Below are 16,673 nucleotides of genomic sequence, written 5' to 3'. Positions count from 1 at the left end.
AATTATATAGATCATAGCTAATGAAAAAAAACTTACTGGCGCTCATACTGGTTTTAATGACCGGCACATTTCTGCATGCGCAAACCTACAGCAGCCTGTCGGGTGTAAACAGCGGGAATTCCAACTGGGTCAACCTTGGAACCTTTACCATGTCTCAGGCAGGAGTTGATGGTTTTATCCGGGTTATAGGCGGAGGCGGCTATAACGCATCAATCGACCAGATGGGGTATACCGAAATCCACATCAGGACAAGCAACGCGGTGTCCGTGGACGCCAACGGGTTCGCTTTCTCGGCGACAGCGACATCGGTAGGACGAGGGTTCTTTATCAGTGCCGTCCATATCGTACCGAATGCGGCGGGTGTAAATGCATCCGCGTATACCGTTTACGCCTATTGCGCACCCTACCTTGGGAATACGTTTTATTCCGCCGAAGTTTCTCCAGGGAGCGGCTGGGCGCCTTCCAATACGATCTACGCGGGTACCCCCGGCGGTTATAACGTACCTTTCGAGCTTGTTACCAATAACGATGTCCTTTTGAAAGGACGCGTGGGGGTAAATGTTCCCGCCATGCCAGGCGGCTATCAGTTCGCGGTGAACGGAAGCGCCATCGCGACTTCTGTAACGGTTAAACTTTATTCGGCATGGCCGGACTACGTATTCAAACCTGGTTTTCAGCTTCCCGTTTTAGAAGATACCAAAAAATATATTAATCAACACGGGCACCTGCCGGAGATCCCGGCGGCAGAAGAAATAGCGAAAAAAGGGATCGACCTGGGTGAAATGAACAGGCTGCTGGTTAAGAAGGTAGAAGAGCTGACCTTGTATATGATCGACAATAACGAAAAAAATAAGGAAAAAGATCAGCTGCTGACTACCCTGCAGCATCGAATTGCCCAATTGGAACAGCATAATTCAAAACATAAAAAACATCAAAAATGAAAAAGGTATTTCTTATTGTTTTTCTGATTTTTAATTCAGGAATATTATTTGCACAGAACACTTTTCCTTATCCGGCTTCGGGTAATATCGGCATCGGGACAAACACCCCGGCCAGTACGCTTGATGTCAACGGGGCGATTTCTGTAAAAGGATATAATGTAAGTGATACCCAAATCATTTCCGTGCCTGCTGACGGCACCTACGTCATCGCCAGCGGCAGCCGTATCAAAGGAACCTATACCATCAATTTTGAAGCCGCGAACCGGATACAAACATTGGTCCTGCTGGCAAGCGCAGTGCAGTATGATTACGGTAACAGCTCACTGTCCGTAATAAGTAATACTTCTTACGGTGGCTCGGTGGTGATACGCAACTTTCGCTATGTTTTCAACTCGGATGCTTCGGTTGTCTATTTGGTATTCGACATCCTGAACCGTAATGGCGGAACCTCGGTTACCGCCCATTTCGAAGGGACCGGCGCCTACCTGCCTAATTGGGGTGGCACGCTTCCTGCATCTCCGGTAACGGCCGGTAATTATCCGCTGGTGGTGAATTTCGGCAATATCGGGATCGGTACGGCAAGCCCGCAAAATAAATTGGATGTGAATGGCACCATTCATTCCAAGGCCGTGCTGATTGACCTGATTGGCTGGAACGACTATGTGTTCAAAAAAGATTATCGATTGGCGCTGTTATCAGAGGTAAAAGCGTACATCGACAAACATCAACATCTGCCAGAGATCCCTTCGGAAAAGGAAATGATCAAGAACGGGCTTGATGTTAGTGAAGCGAATAAGCTTTTGGTTAAAAAAATGGAAGAAATGACCTTATACATGATCGAGGCTAAAGAAGAGATAATGACCCTGCAAAAAGAGGTTAAGCAACTAAAAACTAGATTGAATAAACGGTGAAAAAAACTTTATTAACGGCATTGGTCGTCTCGGCCGGGGTAAATATTGCGCTGGCGCAAACCAAAACTGTGACTGTCGACGCGAATGACGCCTTGAATAATAATACGAAGATAGTTGCGCAAACCTCTATCGGGCAATCTTTTTTTGTAGGCCATCAATTGGGCAATACCTATTCGTATCCGGGTGCCGGTATATTCCGGGCCTGGACGGATCAGCCTGTAGGCTCAGCCAACTTCTATTATGATGGCGTAACGAACGGATTAATAAATTTCAGTGTAAGGGCTGACGGTCAGGGCTATTTTTCCGGAAATATGGGGCTCGGAACCACAAGTCCGGCCTCGAAATTACATGTTTATGTAGCGAATAATGGTTTAAATATTATCGGGGGATTCCAGAACGGTAACGGTATAGAAACCGGCGGCAACGCGGTTGGGGTCGGTTTCCTGAACGAGGCTTTGGGGAACTGGTGGAAGGCCGCAATCGTCCATGAACGGTTGGGCGCTTACGGGGTAGGCAGTCTGAAATTCCTGGTCAATAACTCAACAGATAATTCCAGCGTAAGCTTAGCCCATACCAAGATGACTATTCTGTCATCCGGTTTCGTCGGGATAGGAACCACCACCCCACGGGAAGAACTATCAGTTAACGGCAGTATCCGCGCGAAACAGATCAAAGTAGAAATCGCTAACTGGCCTGATTACGTTTTCAAGAGTGGCTATCAGCTAAGACCTTTACCGGAGGTCAAAGCATTTATAGGTCAAAATGGTCATTTACCGGAAGTCCCTTCAGCACAAGAGGTCTCAAAAGAAGGACAGAATTTGGGGGAGATGAACAAATTATTATTGCAAAAGATAGAAGAACTGACCTTATATCTTATACAACAGGATCAACGTATTAAATCGCTGGAGTCCAAACTTAATAAATAATGGAGGGCGGGGGGCATTCTTTTGGTTGTTAATGCCCGTCGTCGCTTATATCCAAATAAAAACTGTTTCCGCTTTTATATGCAGTCAAATATTTTCCAAACTATTATAAAACTGAATAATCTCCGGACAATAATTCATTAACAAAAAAAGCGATCAAGTGAAAGTTATCTTTTACTTGATCGCCTAAGTAATCCCTCTTTGTTGAGTTCCTTCTTTAATGCCCACCAGCGAGTGAAGGGTGCTTTTTGTTGTCTTTTTCGATATTTACTCATCCGACTATTAAAACAACCGTTTAATTTGATTCGCGCCGCAGATGATAGTGATCCGATCTTCGGCGATATTAATTCTTTTAATGATATAGATGTTAGCACCTTACTCCAAAGTTTTACAAATGCCAAGTTCAACGCTTATAAGGCCAGTTTGAAGCTTGAAGATTCCTTCTTATGATTTGATCTCTAACTTATATCCTTTCCCGCGCACAACAACAATATTGATATCCGGACCGGGTTCCAATTTTTTTCTGAGTTTCGATATAAACATATCCAGGCTGCGACCCACAATAACACCTTCATCTTCCCAGATCTCTTTTTGTAACCGGCTTCGCTCTATAGTTTGATTAGGTGCCAATGCTAATATGTTCAGTATGCGCGTTTCGGTTCCGGTCAGGTCTGTGGCTTTTTTATTGATGATCAACTGTCGTGCTTGAGCATCAAATAAAACTGAGCCCAAAGCTAATATGCCGGTAATTTCACTTTTAGGCTCCTCTTTTCGCGGTTTAGCAGATCTCAAAAAAATGAAACCGATAAATGCTAAAAGTGGCAAGCTGGCCAAGACGTATGCGTTCTTCGTAATATTGGTGGTCGTAGGTTTAAATTTAATATCAATCACGTAGCGGGCTGCGGGTTGTTTTCTTCCCCTACATGCTACAATGTCATCTTTTTTATTCCCGGATATAGCAAATCCATAGGCTACACCGGCGTTGTCACGGGTCAGGACATTAACAACATAATCTTTTGTGAGCGGGTCTTTGGCTAACAAACGCGTCGTGGTGCTTACCAGGGAGTCTGATTGAAAGGTAAGATCATGCTCAAACCTGATCTGGTATTCATTTTCTGCGACTTTTTGCACCGGGAGTACCCTTGATGTGCTGTCGCCTGATTGTAAAAGCAATTCATCGCCTATCTTACGGAGCAAAACTTCTCTTCTGGCGGTATCAAAGCTGTTGTTGCCGGTTAAACTGAACGCCATACAAATCATTGCGACAAACAGAAGTATCAATGATCCCCACAGGTACTTGCGTTTCCCGGAGAGCAGATTTAGCCTATAACGCATCGTATTGAGATTTTATTTACAAAGTTTACAATTTTAATTTGCAATAATGATTGCCCGGTCTTAAAAATACAAAGCAATTTTGCCGAACCAATTTTATACGATATGAAATTTTATCAAAAAAATAACGCTTAAGGTGTAGTTGAAACCAAAGATGTAAACATAAGTAAAGCGGATCTCGGGCAACTTTAAAGATTGGATTCTACAAAAAGACAGCCGGATACTTCCGGGCCGCAATCAAAATCAAATTCATCGAATCGGTCACCCAAATTTCACCGTTATCTACCATTTTTAAGGCCTCGGAAGCCGGGACTATAAACAACTCTATTTGTTCTGTCGCATCCGGTTTCGGAATGGCATTGATTTTCGCATCAAATAAAATATAGCCGTAGGTTACCTGGCGCAATTTTGTTGGGTTGATGGCCATTGTTGTTAATGGCACAAGCTCTTGTTCACTTGCTCTAATACCACATTCTTCTTCCAGTTCGGCAACGGCCGATTGCGTTAAGGTTTTATTGGATTGCTGCATGCCACCCGGAACTTCGATAAGTATTTCAGCCAGCCCGTGCTTATATTGCCTTACCAAAACAATTTCGTTGTTTGGGGTAATTGGCAATACCTGAACTACGTTGCCTAATGGCGAAAAATAGTAATCATCTATTACTAAATCATTCGGAAGTTTGGCCTTTTGTTTTCTGAGGGGGAACCAATGGCTCGGAGATACGTCGGTATCCTCCAACACTATCCAGGGTTTGATAAAGTCTGACATAAGATGTGTCAAATTTATGAAACCGGTTCAGATAAATCGACAGAAAGCTTACATTTGGCTATCTCACTATGAAAATAACCATACTGACGTGCACCTGCGTCTTTATTTTGTTATGCTGTGCTTTTATACAGCAGGAGCCACTCCGTCGCTTCGAGTTAAAGGGGTATGCCCAGGGTACCACTTATAGCATCGTTTATTACGCGGCTGACAGCCTGGTAAGTACTGGTCAAACAGATAGTTTATTAAAGCGTTTTGATGAGTCGGTGTCCCTGTATCAGCCTAATTCACTCATCAGTAAGTTTAACCAGTCTACGGGAGGTATTTCAATAGATGAAACATTCAGGGTGTTGGTAGCACGTGCATTGCAGATTAACCGGGCAACCGGCGGATTGGTTGATCCAACAGTAAAACCTTTGGTTGATGCCTGGGGATTTGGTGTGGTTAAACCCGGCCACGACCCTGATCGGAAAGAAATACAGGCTCTTCTTGCCAATGTGGGCGCAGATAAGATCACCCTAAAAGGAAATTTTTTGCAAAAAAAACTGCCAGGAGTACAACTGGATCTTAACGGGATTGCTCAAGGCTATTCTGTTGATTTGCTGGCTTCTTTATTGGAGCAACATGGCATTCATAACTACCTTGTTGAGCTTGGCGGCGAATTACGTATTAAAGGCCATAAAACCGGGAACGAACCCTTTAAGGTAGGTATTGAGGGAATTAGCGGCGATGATCTTGATCCCGCCCCTATGCGTAAAGTGATTGAGCCGGGGGATGGCGCCATTACCACATCTGGTAATTACCGGAAGCATCACGAAGCGGGTGGTAAACAGGTATCGCACCTAATGAACCCGTTAACGGGCTACCCGGTACAAAACGAAATGATTAGTGTTACAGTTTATGCAAACGATGCCATTACTGCGGACGGGTATGATAACGGCTTTATGGCAATGGGATTGAAACGTACGCTAAACTTCCTGTCTAAAAGGAAAGATATGGGTGCTTATATCGTGTACCGGAAGCCCGATGGCCATGTAGCGGATACGGTTACTGCTTATTTTAAAGGATATAAATAACAAACTGAATAAATGGAGAGAAGAACTTTTTTGAAAAATACAGGTTTGCTGACGGGCGGGATACTGCTCAATCATAATTTAAGCGCGATGGAGCCCGTGAATGATCCTGTTAAAATAGCAGTGATCGGTTGTGGCGACCGCGGTACCGGCATCATGAATATTCTTAACAGTATGCCTGATAAGTACCGTATTACTGCTTTATGCGATGTGCTCGACTTCAGATTGACGGCAGCACAAAAGCTGGCAAAAACAGACGCCGTAAAAACATATACAGACTATCGTAAACTAATTGATGATAAACAGGTAGAGGCCATTATTGTTGCTGTACCGTTGTACCTGCACTACCAGGTGGCTGCCGATGTTATTCGCTCAGGCAAGCATTTATACCTCGAAAAAACAATGACCTATAATATTGAGCAGGCGGTTGAACTTGTTAATCTCATGCATGGGCGTACCGGCCAGGTTTTGCAGGTTGGGCATCAGTACCGCTACTCGCCATTATATTACCGGGTTAAGGAGATGATCAATAAAGGCTACCTGGGTAAGGTAACACAGGTTGATTGCCGCTGGGACCGCAACGGAAACTGGCGTCGCCCGGTGCCTGATCCGTCCCTTGAGCGGGCTATTAACTGGCGTATGTATAAGGAATATTCGGGCGGGTTAATGGCCGAACTGCTTTCGCACCAGATTGATTTTATTAACTGGGTTTTTGATACCCATCCGCAGGAGTTTTTTGCAACCGGCGGCATCGATGTTTTCAAAGATGGCCGTGAAACTTATGATAACGTACAGTTGATGCTCCGCTATCCGGATCTGGGCCTGATCGGTAATTTCGGTGCGATGTGTGGTAACGCGCACGACGGGTACCTGTTTAAAATAAAAGGTACGCTTGGTACCGTATCCCTACTAACCGATCAGGGGATGTTTTACCCCGAGAAAAAGTTGCTGACTGAAAAAGGAACAGTAGACGGCGTAACAGGCGCGACACGTATTGTATGGAACAGGGACGGAGGTACACCTATTTTGCCCGAAGCCACTAAAGATGGTACCTGGTACGCATTCAATGATTTTTATCAGAAAATACAGCGTAAAGAACTGCCGGACAGTAATGTATTTACCGGAGCACGTACCGCTATTAGCGTGCATCTGGGTAATCAGGCTTTATACAGCCAAAAGATTTGTAACTGGGATAGCAGTTATAAAATTGGATAAGTTAAACGCTCCGATATTGCAGATATCGGGGCGTTTTGTTTTAAGGGTTTATGCTATCAATGATAGAAACCTTGGATCTTGCTGCAAGTTTTGAAGTTCAGGGAAGCTTCTTGCATCTTGTTTCAAATCAGGATCAAGTTGGAAAGTTGTAGTTAGGTTGTTTAAACAGAGTTCAGTGTTTCCCAACAGGTTTTGAATTATTGCTGTCTGGTAGTAGTTCCATGCAAAAGGTAATTCTACATTAAGTGCCTCAAAAATATCGAGAGCTTCATTAAAACGCATTTTTGCCTTTAGATAAAGCGCCTTTCTGTATTTGATATTATATGCATCTTGTGGATTGATGGTCACTAATGAATCAAATATTTTTAAAACATGGCTCTGTGGGTTATCAATGTCTGCCAGTTGACTGATGACTTGCACCAATTCTATATCAAAAGGATCTTCTACGTAAGCATTGTAAACTAATTCAAATGCTTTTTCTCTGTAACCATTATTAATTAAAGTTTGGGCTTGGCTAACTAAACTATTAAACCGATCTTTTTTACTTTTAAGATCATTCCAACGTTTAAGTGTTTCTATAACTTTATTTGCCTGTTTTTCGCTCAAATGAAAATCTTCCATTTGCATAAGATATTTGTACGCCGAAGAATAATCCTGCTTGTTCTCATTGTATTTCCATAAAGCAACAGCTAATACTTCCTGTTGAAATTGCCTGGTATTAAACGTTTCATCACTGATTGAGCTACGTTCTTGAGTTGATTTTGGGCCTCTACGTAAAGGGTTTTCTTCGTTTATGGGTTGATTTTCCCGCGCATTTTGGATAGTCTTTTTAAAGAAATTTAATATTCCCATAAGTGTTTAGGCTTGTGTTTTAAAATATATGGAGTAAATCTATACAGAAACTACCTTAAATCAAACCGATAAAACTCGCTGGTATACTAAAACATTCGTTGACGCATTCAAACCGGAAATTTTTTAAAAATAAATTTGCGAAACTGATTGGTTGCGTATATATTTGCAACCAATCAGTTTCATAAACTTAAAATAAACCAATCATGAAAAGTAAAATCCAATTTGTTTTATGCCTGTTAACCGGGCTTATGTTTATTAACGCCGGCCTGAATAAATTCCTGAACTACATGCCGATGCCTAAAGATATGCCCGAAAAAATGATGAAAGTTATGCAGGCATATATGGAAATAGGCTGGCTCATGCCACTGGTAGGGGCTGCGGAGGTTGTGGGTGGCTTGTTATTGATTATCCCAAGAACAAGGGCGCTTGGCGCGGTTGTGCTTGTACCTATTTTAACCGGTATTTTATTATCCAATATTAGTGTGGCTCCGTCTGGTTTGCCTATTGTATTGGTATTGATAGCGATTGTTGCCTGGGTAATCATCGACAATTGGGAAAAATACCTGCCAATGATCAGGAAATAAGTTTTTCAAATAAACCGGTTAATCTTATTTAACCGGTATGTGATTAGCACTTCAATGAGAAGAGACATTTTTCAAGCCGTTGCCGACCCTACCCGTAGGGCTATTATTGCCTTGATTGCATTACAGGCCATGACGCCTAATGCCATTGCCGAGCATTTTGATACTACACGCCAGGCAATTTCAAAGCACCTGAAGGTTTTAACCGAATGCGAACTCGTGAAACAGGAGCACCAGGGTCGGGAGATTTATTATCTATTGGAGATTGACAAAATGAAAGAAATAGACAAATGGCTGGAGCAATTCCGGAAAATCTGGGAAACGCGCTTCCTGCAACTCGATAACCTTTTATCAACCTTAAAAAGACAACAAAAATGAAAAGCAATTTGTATTTCGACTTCGTTGCCGACAAAGTAAAAAACACATTAACTATTAAACGTGAGTTTTTGGCCGACAGGCAATTGGTTTGGGATTGCTACACCAAACAAGAACTGCTTGACCAATGGTTTGCGCCAGCGCCATTAACAACCAAAACAAAGTCGATGGATTTTAGTGAGGGTGGTCACTGGCACTATGCAATGGTTGATCCAAACGGAACAGAATATTGGGGCTGGACAGGCTATCAAAAAATTAAACCCATTGATTACTATACCGCATTGGATGCTTTCTGTAACGCCGAAGGCGAAATAAACGAGGATCTGCCCAGGGCCGAGTGGCTTGTGAATTTTACCGATAGGGGAGAAAACGCTTTGGTAGAAACAGTTGTTACCTATAAGTCGCTTTCTGATCTGGAAACTGTGATCCAGATGGGTATGGAACAGGGCATGATGGCAACACTCGAAAAACTTGACCAACTATTACTAACCTTAAAAAAATAATAAAATGAGCAATAAAATCACAGTTACCACTACGGTAAATGCAGACGTAAAAAAAGCCTGGGACTACTACACCAATCCGGAGCATATTACAAAATGGAACTTTGCCGATCCTTCATGGCAATGCCCATCGGCATCTAACGATATGCGGGTTGGCGGCAAATATTCGGCAAGGATGGAGGCTAAAGACGGAAGTTTCGGTTTCGATTTTGAAGCTACTTATGATGAAGTTATTGACGGCGAAAAGTTTACCTACACTATGCCAAACGGGAGACAAGCTTCTGTAGCTTTTAAAGCAAACGGCAATCAAACTGAAGTTGAGGTAACATTTGATCCGGAAGACCAAAATCCGCTTGAAATGCAAAAAAATGGCTGGCAGGCTATACTCAACAACTTTAAAAAGTATACCGAAGAAAACTAAAAACGGTTACAGCAATATTGAACAGCGACTGTCTCGAAAAGGCAGGCGCTGTTTTAGTAAAAATAAAAATCAACTAAAATTTGCTAAATCGATTTTATTATATAATTTGGTCGTGTAATAACCAATTAATAATACCGGTCAATTTTTTAAACGCTGAATGATTATCTGTCATAAAAAACTTACGCCGATTAGAGTTTTTTTCGATAATAAATCACAGTTTCGGGCTGCCAGATTTTAAACAATAAAACCGGTACTACCATTATGAGCATAACTACTCTACCTGTATTAAAAAAATATTTAGTCGCTGTATTTGCTGTGGGTTTATCTCTCGGGGTAGCTACAGAACTGAAGGCCCAGAATGCGGCTTCGTATGTTAACCCGTTTATTGGTGCCAGTACCAGTGCCGATGGTGCGGGTGTTTATCATGGTTTAGGTAAAACTTTTCCGGGTGTTGCTACGCCTTACGGATTAGTACAGTTAAGCCCTAACACCATAACAGGGGGCGACAATGGTTCTGGTTACAGTTATGAGCATACAAGTATCGAAGGTTTTGCCTTTACCCAAATGAGCGGCATTGGCTGGTATGGCGATCTGGGGAACTTTTTAGTAATGCCGACTACCGGCGCACTCAAAACAAGTGCAGGTAAACCGGGCACTACAGGAGTGGGGTACCGTTCTGCTTACGATAAAAAAAGTGAAAAGGCATCTGCCGGATATTATAGCGTTCAGCTGACAGACTACAATATCAAAGCCGAGGCCACTGCAGCTCCTCACAGCGGTATGCTGCGTTTTACATTCCCTCAAAATAAACAATCGCGCATCCAAATTGATCTGGCCCGGAGGGTAGGGGGAACATCAACATTACAGTATGTAAAAGTAGTTGATGACCATACTATTGAAGGTTTTATGAAATGTACGCCTGATGGTGGTGGCTGGGGTAATGGCGATGGCAAGGCTGATTACACCGTATATTTCTATACGCAGTTCAGCAAGCCGCTGAAGAATTACGGCGTTTGGAGTGCCGATATTCCTGATGACTGGGGCCGGAAACTGGACGATGTAACCAGCGATAAATATCAGGGACGTGTTGCTAAAGCAGAAGTATTAAAAGGTTTAAAAGAAAAACAAGGCAAGCATCTTGGTTTTTATACCGAGTTTGCAACAAACGCCAATGAGCAGGTGATACTCAAATCGGGTATTTCATTTGTAAGCATAGCCGGCGCTAAAGCCAATCTGCAGGCTGAAATAAAGGACTGGAATTTCGATGCCGTACACCAACATACTGTTAACCTATGGAATAACGCCTTATCAAAAGTAAGCATCCAGGGCGGCACTCCAGAGCAAAAAACGGTGTTTTATACAGCATTATATCATACAATGATTGATCCGCGCATTGTAAGTGATGTTACCGGGCAATACATGGGCGGCGACGGTAAGGTACATCATACCGCAACATTTAAAAAGCGAACTATTTTTAGTGGCTGGGACGTTTTCAGGAGCCAGATGCCTTTGCAAACCATTATTAACCCATCACTGGTTAATGATCTGGTTAATTCTCTGGTTACCCTTGCTAACGAAAAAAATAAGGATTACCTCGAGCGCTGGGAGTTGTTGAATGCTTACAGCGGCTGCATGCTCGGTAATCCGGCGGTAGCCGTTATGGCCGATGCGTATGCCAAAGGTATTCGTAACTATAACATACCCGATGCCTATAAATTAGCCGTGAGCACCGTTGAAAAATTTGGCAATGGCGATAAAGGCTTTACTCCGGGTGGCGGCGGCATCAGCTATACGCTTGAGTATGCTTATAGCGATTGGTGTGTTGCGCAGCTTGCAAAAGCGCTCAACAAAACACAGGATGTAAAGAAATATGGCGAAAGGGCAGAAGCCTTTAAAAACATCTTTGATGCGGACAAAGGTTGGTTCCGCCCGAAAGATAGTACCGGTAACTGGCTGCCATGGCCTGCAGAGGGGCGTATTAAACAGTGGTATGGCTGCGTCGAGAGTAATCCTTATCAGCAAGGCTGGTTTGTACCCCAGGATGTTAACGGCATGGCAAAGTTGATGGGCGGCCGCGATAAAGTGATAGCCGATTTGGACAATCTTTTTGAAAAAACGCCCGATAACATGATGTGGAACGATTACTACAACCACTCCAACGAGCCTGTGCACCATGTTCCATTTTTATATAACAGGTTGGGCGCTCCGTGGCTTACCCAGAAATGGACTCGCGAGATCTGTAGCCGGGCATATAAAAACTCTGTAGAAGGCCTGGTAGGTAATGAAGATGTTGGGCAGATGTCGGCATGGTATGTATTGGCAGCCAGTGGCTTGCATCCTGTTTGTCCGGGCGATACCAGGCAGGAGATCACCAGTCCGGTATTTAATAAAGTAACCTTGAGGCTCGATCCTAAATACGCTAAGGGAAAAACGTTCACCATTATCGCCAACAATAATTCGGCGAAAAACATTTACATACAAGGGGCAAAGCTTAACGGTAAAACCTATAACAAGTGCTATATCGACTATAAGGATATTGCTGCCGGAGGCACACTCGAGTTAAGCATGGGGGCAACGCCAAATAAAAACTGGGGGATTTAATAGTTTAAAAAAAGAAAGGTAAAGGTGCGGGTGATTTTTATGTTTAATTGCTAAATCGATTTTATAAATAATTGATTTTACAACGCTAACCAAACATCAAACCAAATTATAAACCAAACCAAAATTATGAAAACAAACCTTTTTACCTCAGCTCTTGCAGCTATGGCCTTGCTGGCATCATGCAGCAAACAGGCTGCTGTTAAGTACCCCAAACCTTTTGTGCGTACGGATTCGGTTCAATTGGCCAGCGGATCGCCGGTAAGCGCTTATGGTACCTTTTTTATCACCAATGTTTTAAGCGGAAAAGCTATTGAAATTAATGGTAGTGGTATGCTTAATGATGGCACTGGTGCGCAGCAAAACCAATATTCAGGCAGCGGTACAGCCACAGCGCCTAATCAAAAATGGATAATTGTACAACAAGGCAGCGGTGCTATAACCAGCACCACTAAGTTCAAGATCATGAATGTTGCCAGTGGCAAGTACCTGGAGGTGCCTTTGGCTACAACTAACCCGGGTACAGGATTATGGCAGGATAAAGCTAATACCAATAACGCACAGCAGTGGTATATTCAATTGGTAAGCACCGGGATATATAAAATTATTAACGTAGGTAATGGCCTGGCAGTTACCAACCATGGTTCATCAACTACAAATGGTACTCCCATAACACAGGAAACTTTTGTTTCCGGTAATACGGCACAAACCTGGCAACTTAACGGGCTTATTGCCGAAGCCTACCGTGATGATGACGTAGTAAACTTTTTTCACCGTACCAATGGCACTGTAGCATTTGATGAGGGAAAAAGTGTTCCGCTTACTTATGGTGCCAATAACGGAAAAGTGCTTTGGATAACCGAAGATGCTTATGAATCATCACAGCTTCAAAGTAACGGGCAGTTATACTGCCAATTTTTTAAATATCATAATTCGGCTTTGTTGCAGCCGGCCAGCCACAGCTGGGACCAATCCCTTACGCCAAATATCACCACTAATAACTCACCGGTTAGCAATATGGAGATCATCGAAAGCCCCGGCGATCATAATTCAACTTATCGCTGGCCCGGAGCAGGTATTGAGGCTGGCAGCCATGTTTACTTATACACGTTTGAATCTGCCAACGGATCTACACCTGAAAATCAGGTACTTTATGATCTTACGCAAAATACCGCAGGGTTAAACTGGGGCACAGCGGCCCGTATCACGCCCGCAGGCATGTCTGGACAAACAGAAACAGGTTTTTCAAACGGCATGGTGAAAAATGCAAGCAATGATTCTGTATATGTTTACGGAAGCAAAAGTGTTTACTTCAATACATCAAACGTGTTTTTGGCCCGGTTTCCTGTAAGTAATCCGGCTAACTGGTCGTTTTGGACGGGCTCTTCATGGTCATCAACCCGCACAACGGCCTCTGCTGCAGCTATAACTGTGGGTGCAAGCAACACTACTCAGCAAAATGTGATCATATCAAAAGTGAATAACAAATACGTGATGATGCAGATGGACCTGGGTTATTTTTGTGATCCGGCGAGTCATAATATTTATATTTCAACAGCCGATAGCCCTAAAGGGCCTTTTACCGCGCCAAAAATGGTTTTTACCATCAATGACGTTTACCAGGGGCATTTGGCTAAGTATTATACTCCGGCCATTCACCCGGAATTTGTTAACGGACATAATGAGCTGCTTGTTACCTACTGTCTTAATTATAATGGCGAAGGTGGCAGCTGCAGTACAACCACCTGCGTAAACAATAACCAGGATCCTAACTTTTACCAGGTGAAAGCTGTTAGGATTCCGTATAGTTTAGTGGGACTATAGTTTGAATTTATTTTTTGCTGAACACATTATAATTAACAGTTAATGAAAAAGTTGATTTTATTATTAGTACTGATAACAGCGCGGGGAGCAGTATTTGCCCAAAATATAGCGCCGTTTCATGCCGGAGACCGGGTGGCCTTTGTTGGCAACAGCATTACCGATGGGGGCCACTACCATTCATACATCTGGCTGTATTACATGACCCGGTTCCCCAACATGCGGATTACCTGTTATAATGCGGGCATCGGGGGCGATGTAGTAGGGCAGATCAACGATCGTTTTGAGGATGATGTGTTCAGCAAAAAGCCTAATGTGATAACCCTAACCTGGGGTATGAATGATACCGGTTATTTTGAATGGTACCGTGCAGATGCGCAGGAGTTTATGGATAAAAAAATCCAGGGCTCATACGATAATTATGCGCTGCTGGAAAACAAACTGAAACAACGCCCTGATATCCGTAAGATCTTTATTTTGGGTTCGCCTTATGATGAAACCAGTAAGTTCACTACCAAGAACATCTACCCTAAAAAAAGCGCCGCGTTTTCGAAAGTGATCGATTTTCAGCGGGATGCTGCTAAAAAGAATAACTGGGGCTATGTTGATTTTTTCCACCCCATGACCGAGATCAACCTGCGTGAACAGGCTAAAGATTCAACATTTAGTTTAACCCCTAATGATAGGGTACATCCCGATAACGATGGGCACCTGGTAATGGCTTACCTGTTTTTAAAAGCGCAGGGATTTAGCAATAAGGTAGTAGCCGATGTAGCTGTTGATGCTAAGAGCAAAAAAGCTACCAAAGCTGTTAATTGCAAGATAACCAATGTTGTATCTGCTGCTGATTCGGTATCGTTCAATTATCTTGCAAATTCATTGCCTTATCCTATAGATACTATTCCACGTGGCTGGGGGAACCGCAAAAAGCAGGCTGATGCCCTTAAGGTTGTGCCATTTATCAAAGAAATGAACCAGGAATTGCTTGCAATCAAAGGATTAAAAACAGCCAATTACGATGTACTTATTGATGGCGAAAAAATGGGCAACTGGTCGGCAGAGCAGTTAGGTGCGGGCATTAACCTGGCCGAGATCACTACCACGCCACAATATCAGCAGGCTATCCAGATCAGGGAGTTAAACGAGGAGCGCTGGGATATTGAAAGGCGTATCCGTATGTATGTTTGGATGCAGTTTGACTTTTTGAAAGGCAAAGGCTTGTTATTTCATGATACTAACGCGGCTATGGATACCATAAGCAAGTATGCTAAAAAAGACATTTTTGTTAACGGCAATAAAGATAACTATACCCGTGCCCGGTACAAAAGTCTGCGCGATGCATGGCAAAGGGAAATGGATGTACTTACCGACCAGATCTATGCTATAAACAAACCGCAAAATCATCGCATTACTGTAATCGCCTCAAAATAAAATCACTATATACAGATGAACTTTAAAAAACTATTATTTATTCCGTTATTTACCTGCCTTGCGGTCTGCAGCTTCAAAGCTAACGCTGCGACGGTTGATACGGTGCTGACCCACAGCGCCGTTATGAACAAGGATATCAAGGCGGTAGTGATTAAGCCCGCCGATTATTCAAACACAAAAAAGTTCCCGGTATTGTACCTGCTGCACGGTTTTAGCGGTAACTACAGCGATTGGATCAAAAAAGTACCGGCAGTTGCCGGTTTGGCCGATACCTATCATTTTATTATAGTTTGTGCCGATGGCGATTTTGCCGGATGGTATTTTGATAGCCCGGCTGTTAAGGAATCGCAATATGAAACCTACGTGGGTACCGAGCTGGTAAACTGGGTTGATAAACATTACTCAACCATAACCGACCGGAAGGGAAGGGCCATAACCGGTTTAAGTATGGGCGGTCATGGCGCTTTGTATTTAGCTTTTAAACACTTAGATAAATTTGGTGCTGCAGGAAGCATGAGCGGCGCGGTTGATATCAGGCCTTTTCCGGATAGCTTTGGCATTGAGCGGGTGCTTGGCAAATACAGCGAACATCCCGACAGATGGGAGCAAAACAGTGTTGTTAATCTGATATACCTGTTAAAACCAAACTCGCTTGCCATTACATTTGACGTAGGTTATGACGATTTTCTTTATCAGGCGAACCAGGAATTGCATAAAAAACTACTGGAGCGCAAGGTGCCTCATGATTATACGGTAAGGCCGGGAGCACACACCTGGGAATATTGGGGCAATTCTATCAATTACCAGGCCCTTTTTTTTAGCCGCTTTTTTAACGGTATTAAATAGAGGAGATAATAACCTTACAATTACAACATTTTCAACCGATTGCTAATGTTGTAATTGTTAAAATCAAGGCAAAGAAGTTACGATTTT

General features: G+C 43.1%; 16 protein-coding genes. 13 read left to right on the top strand and 3 right to left on the bottom strand.

Annotation, left to right across the window (positions count from 1 at the left end; translation table 11 throughout):
- The first annotated feature begins 20 nt into the window (after positions 1-20).
- Genes EAH55_RS13820 through EAH55_RS13810 form a run of 3 tightly spaced genes read left to right on the top strand, consistent with a single transcriptional unit; the run spans position 21 to position 2,778 of the window.
- Positions 21-941, top strand: a complete 921-nt coding sequence (locus tag EAH55_RS13820) for a hypothetical protein (RefSeq protein WP_121810182.1) — start codon at positions 21-23, stop codon at positions 939-941.
- The gene (locus EAH55_RS13815) at positions 938-1,852 is read left to right on the top strand and encodes a hypothetical protein (protein WP_121810181.1); all 915 of its coding nucleotides are present in this window, start codon (positions 938-940) and stop codon (positions 1,850-1,852) included. Before EAH55_RS13820 ends, EAH55_RS13815 begins: the two co-directional genes overlap by 4 nt.
- Positions 1,849-2,778 (top strand): hypothetical protein, encoded by a 930-nt coding sequence (locus EAH55_RS13810; protein WP_162996862.1) that lies wholly within the window; start codon positions 1,849-1,851, stop codon positions 2,776-2,778. Before EAH55_RS13815 ends, EAH55_RS13810 begins: the two co-directional genes overlap by 4 nt.
- A gap of 441 nt (positions 2,779-3,219) precedes the next feature.
- On the opposite strand, the gene EAH55_RS13805 is transcribed toward EAH55_RS13810, so the two are convergent.
- Positions 3,220-4,110 (bottom strand): winged helix-turn-helix domain-containing protein, encoded by an 891-nt coding sequence (locus tag EAH55_RS13805; protein ID WP_121810179.1) that lies wholly within the window; start codon positions 4,108-4,110, stop codon positions 3,220-3,222.
- A gap of 199 nt (positions 4,111-4,309) precedes the next feature.
- Positions 4,310-4,876 (bottom strand): NUDIX hydrolase, encoded by a 567-nt coding sequence (locus EAH55_RS13800; RefSeq protein WP_121810178.1) that lies wholly within the window; start codon positions 4,874-4,876, stop codon positions 4,310-4,312.
- Between the two features lie 68 nt (positions 4,877-4,944).
- On the opposite strand from EAH55_RS13800, the gene EAH55_RS13795 reads away from it, so the two are divergent.
- The gene (locus EAH55_RS13795) at positions 4,945-5,949 is read left to right on the top strand and encodes an FAD:protein FMN transferase (RefSeq protein WP_121810177.1); all 1,005 of its coding nucleotides are present in this window, start codon (positions 4,945-4,947) and stop codon (positions 5,947-5,949) included.
- Between the two features lie 12 nt (positions 5,950-5,961).
- Entirely contained in the window at positions 5,962-7,161 is a 1,200-nt protein-coding gene (locus EAH55_RS13790) for a Gfo/Idh/MocA family protein (RefSeq protein WP_121810176.1), read from the top strand.
- 48 nt (positions 7,162-7,209) lie between these two features.
- Here the strand turns inward: EAH55_RS13790 and EAH55_RS13785 are convergent, their stop codons facing one another.
- Entirely contained in the window at positions 7,210-8,013 is an 804-nt protein-coding gene (locus EAH55_RS13785) for a TPR end-of-group domain-containing protein (RefSeq protein WP_121810175.1), read from the bottom strand.
- Between the two features lie 203 nt (positions 8,014-8,216).
- Here EAH55_RS13785 and EAH55_RS13780 point away from each other — a divergent pair, with 203 nt between their 5' ends.
- The 8 genes from EAH55_RS13780 (at position 8,217) to EAH55_RS13745 (ending at position 16,586) form a co-directional block, all read left to right on the top strand.
- The gene (locus EAH55_RS13780; protein ID WP_112570412.1) at positions 8,217-8,597 is read left to right on the top strand and encodes a DoxX family membrane protein; all 381 of its coding nucleotides are present in this window, start codon (positions 8,217-8,219) and stop codon (positions 8,595-8,597) included.
- A 54-nt stretch (positions 8,598-8,651) separates the two neighbouring features.
- Positions 8,652-8,972, top strand: coding sequence for an ArsR/SmtB family transcription factor (locus EAH55_RS13775; protein WP_121810174.1), 321 nt, complete (start codon positions 8,652-8,654; stop codon positions 8,970-8,972).
- Complete coding sequence (locus EAH55_RS13770; protein WP_114938119.1) at positions 8,969-9,472, top strand: SRPBCC family protein; 504 nt, start codon at positions 8,969-8,971, stop codon at positions 9,470-9,472. The genes EAH55_RS13775 and EAH55_RS13770 overlap by 4 nt, the downstream gene beginning before the upstream one ends.
- Before the next feature lie 4 nt (positions 9,473-9,476).
- A complete protein-coding gene (locus EAH55_RS13765) occupies positions 9,477-9,890 on the top strand; it encodes an SRPBCC family protein (protein ID WP_121810173.1) in 414 nt (137 codons plus the stop codon).
- Between the two features lie 261 nt (positions 9,891-10,151).
- Positions 10,152-12,491: a GH92 family glycosyl hydrolase gene (locus EAH55_RS13760; RefSeq protein ID WP_121810172.1), complete on the top strand. Its 2,340-nt coding sequence runs from the start codon at positions 10,152-10,154 to the stop codon at positions 12,489-12,491.
- A 126-nt stretch (positions 12,492-12,617) separates the two neighbouring features.
- Complete coding sequence (locus EAH55_RS13755) at positions 12,618-14,312, top strand: RICIN domain-containing protein (protein ID WP_121810171.1); 1,695 nt, start codon at positions 12,618-12,620, stop codon at positions 14,310-14,312.
- A 42-nt stretch (positions 14,313-14,354) separates the two neighbouring features.
- Complete coding sequence (locus tag EAH55_RS13750) at positions 14,355-15,740, top strand: SGNH/GDSL hydrolase family protein (protein ID WP_121810170.1); 1,386 nt, start codon at positions 14,355-14,357, stop codon at positions 15,738-15,740.
- Between the two features lie 15 nt (positions 15,741-15,755).
- Positions 15,756-16,586 (top strand): alpha/beta hydrolase, encoded by an 831-nt coding sequence (locus EAH55_RS13745; protein ID WP_121810169.1) that lies wholly within the window; start codon positions 15,756-15,758, stop codon positions 16,584-16,586.
- The last annotated feature ends 87 nt before the right edge of the window (positions 16,587-16,673 follow it).

This window comes from Mucilaginibacter kameinonensis, from assembly GCF_003675385.1.
Taxonomy (GTDB): Bacteria; Bacteroidota; Bacteroidia; order Sphingobacteriales; family Sphingobacteriaceae; genus Mucilaginibacter; species Mucilaginibacter kameinonensis.
The sequence above is the reverse complement of the archived record's forward strand: the minus strand, read 5'-3'. Positions and strand labels throughout refer to the sequence as shown.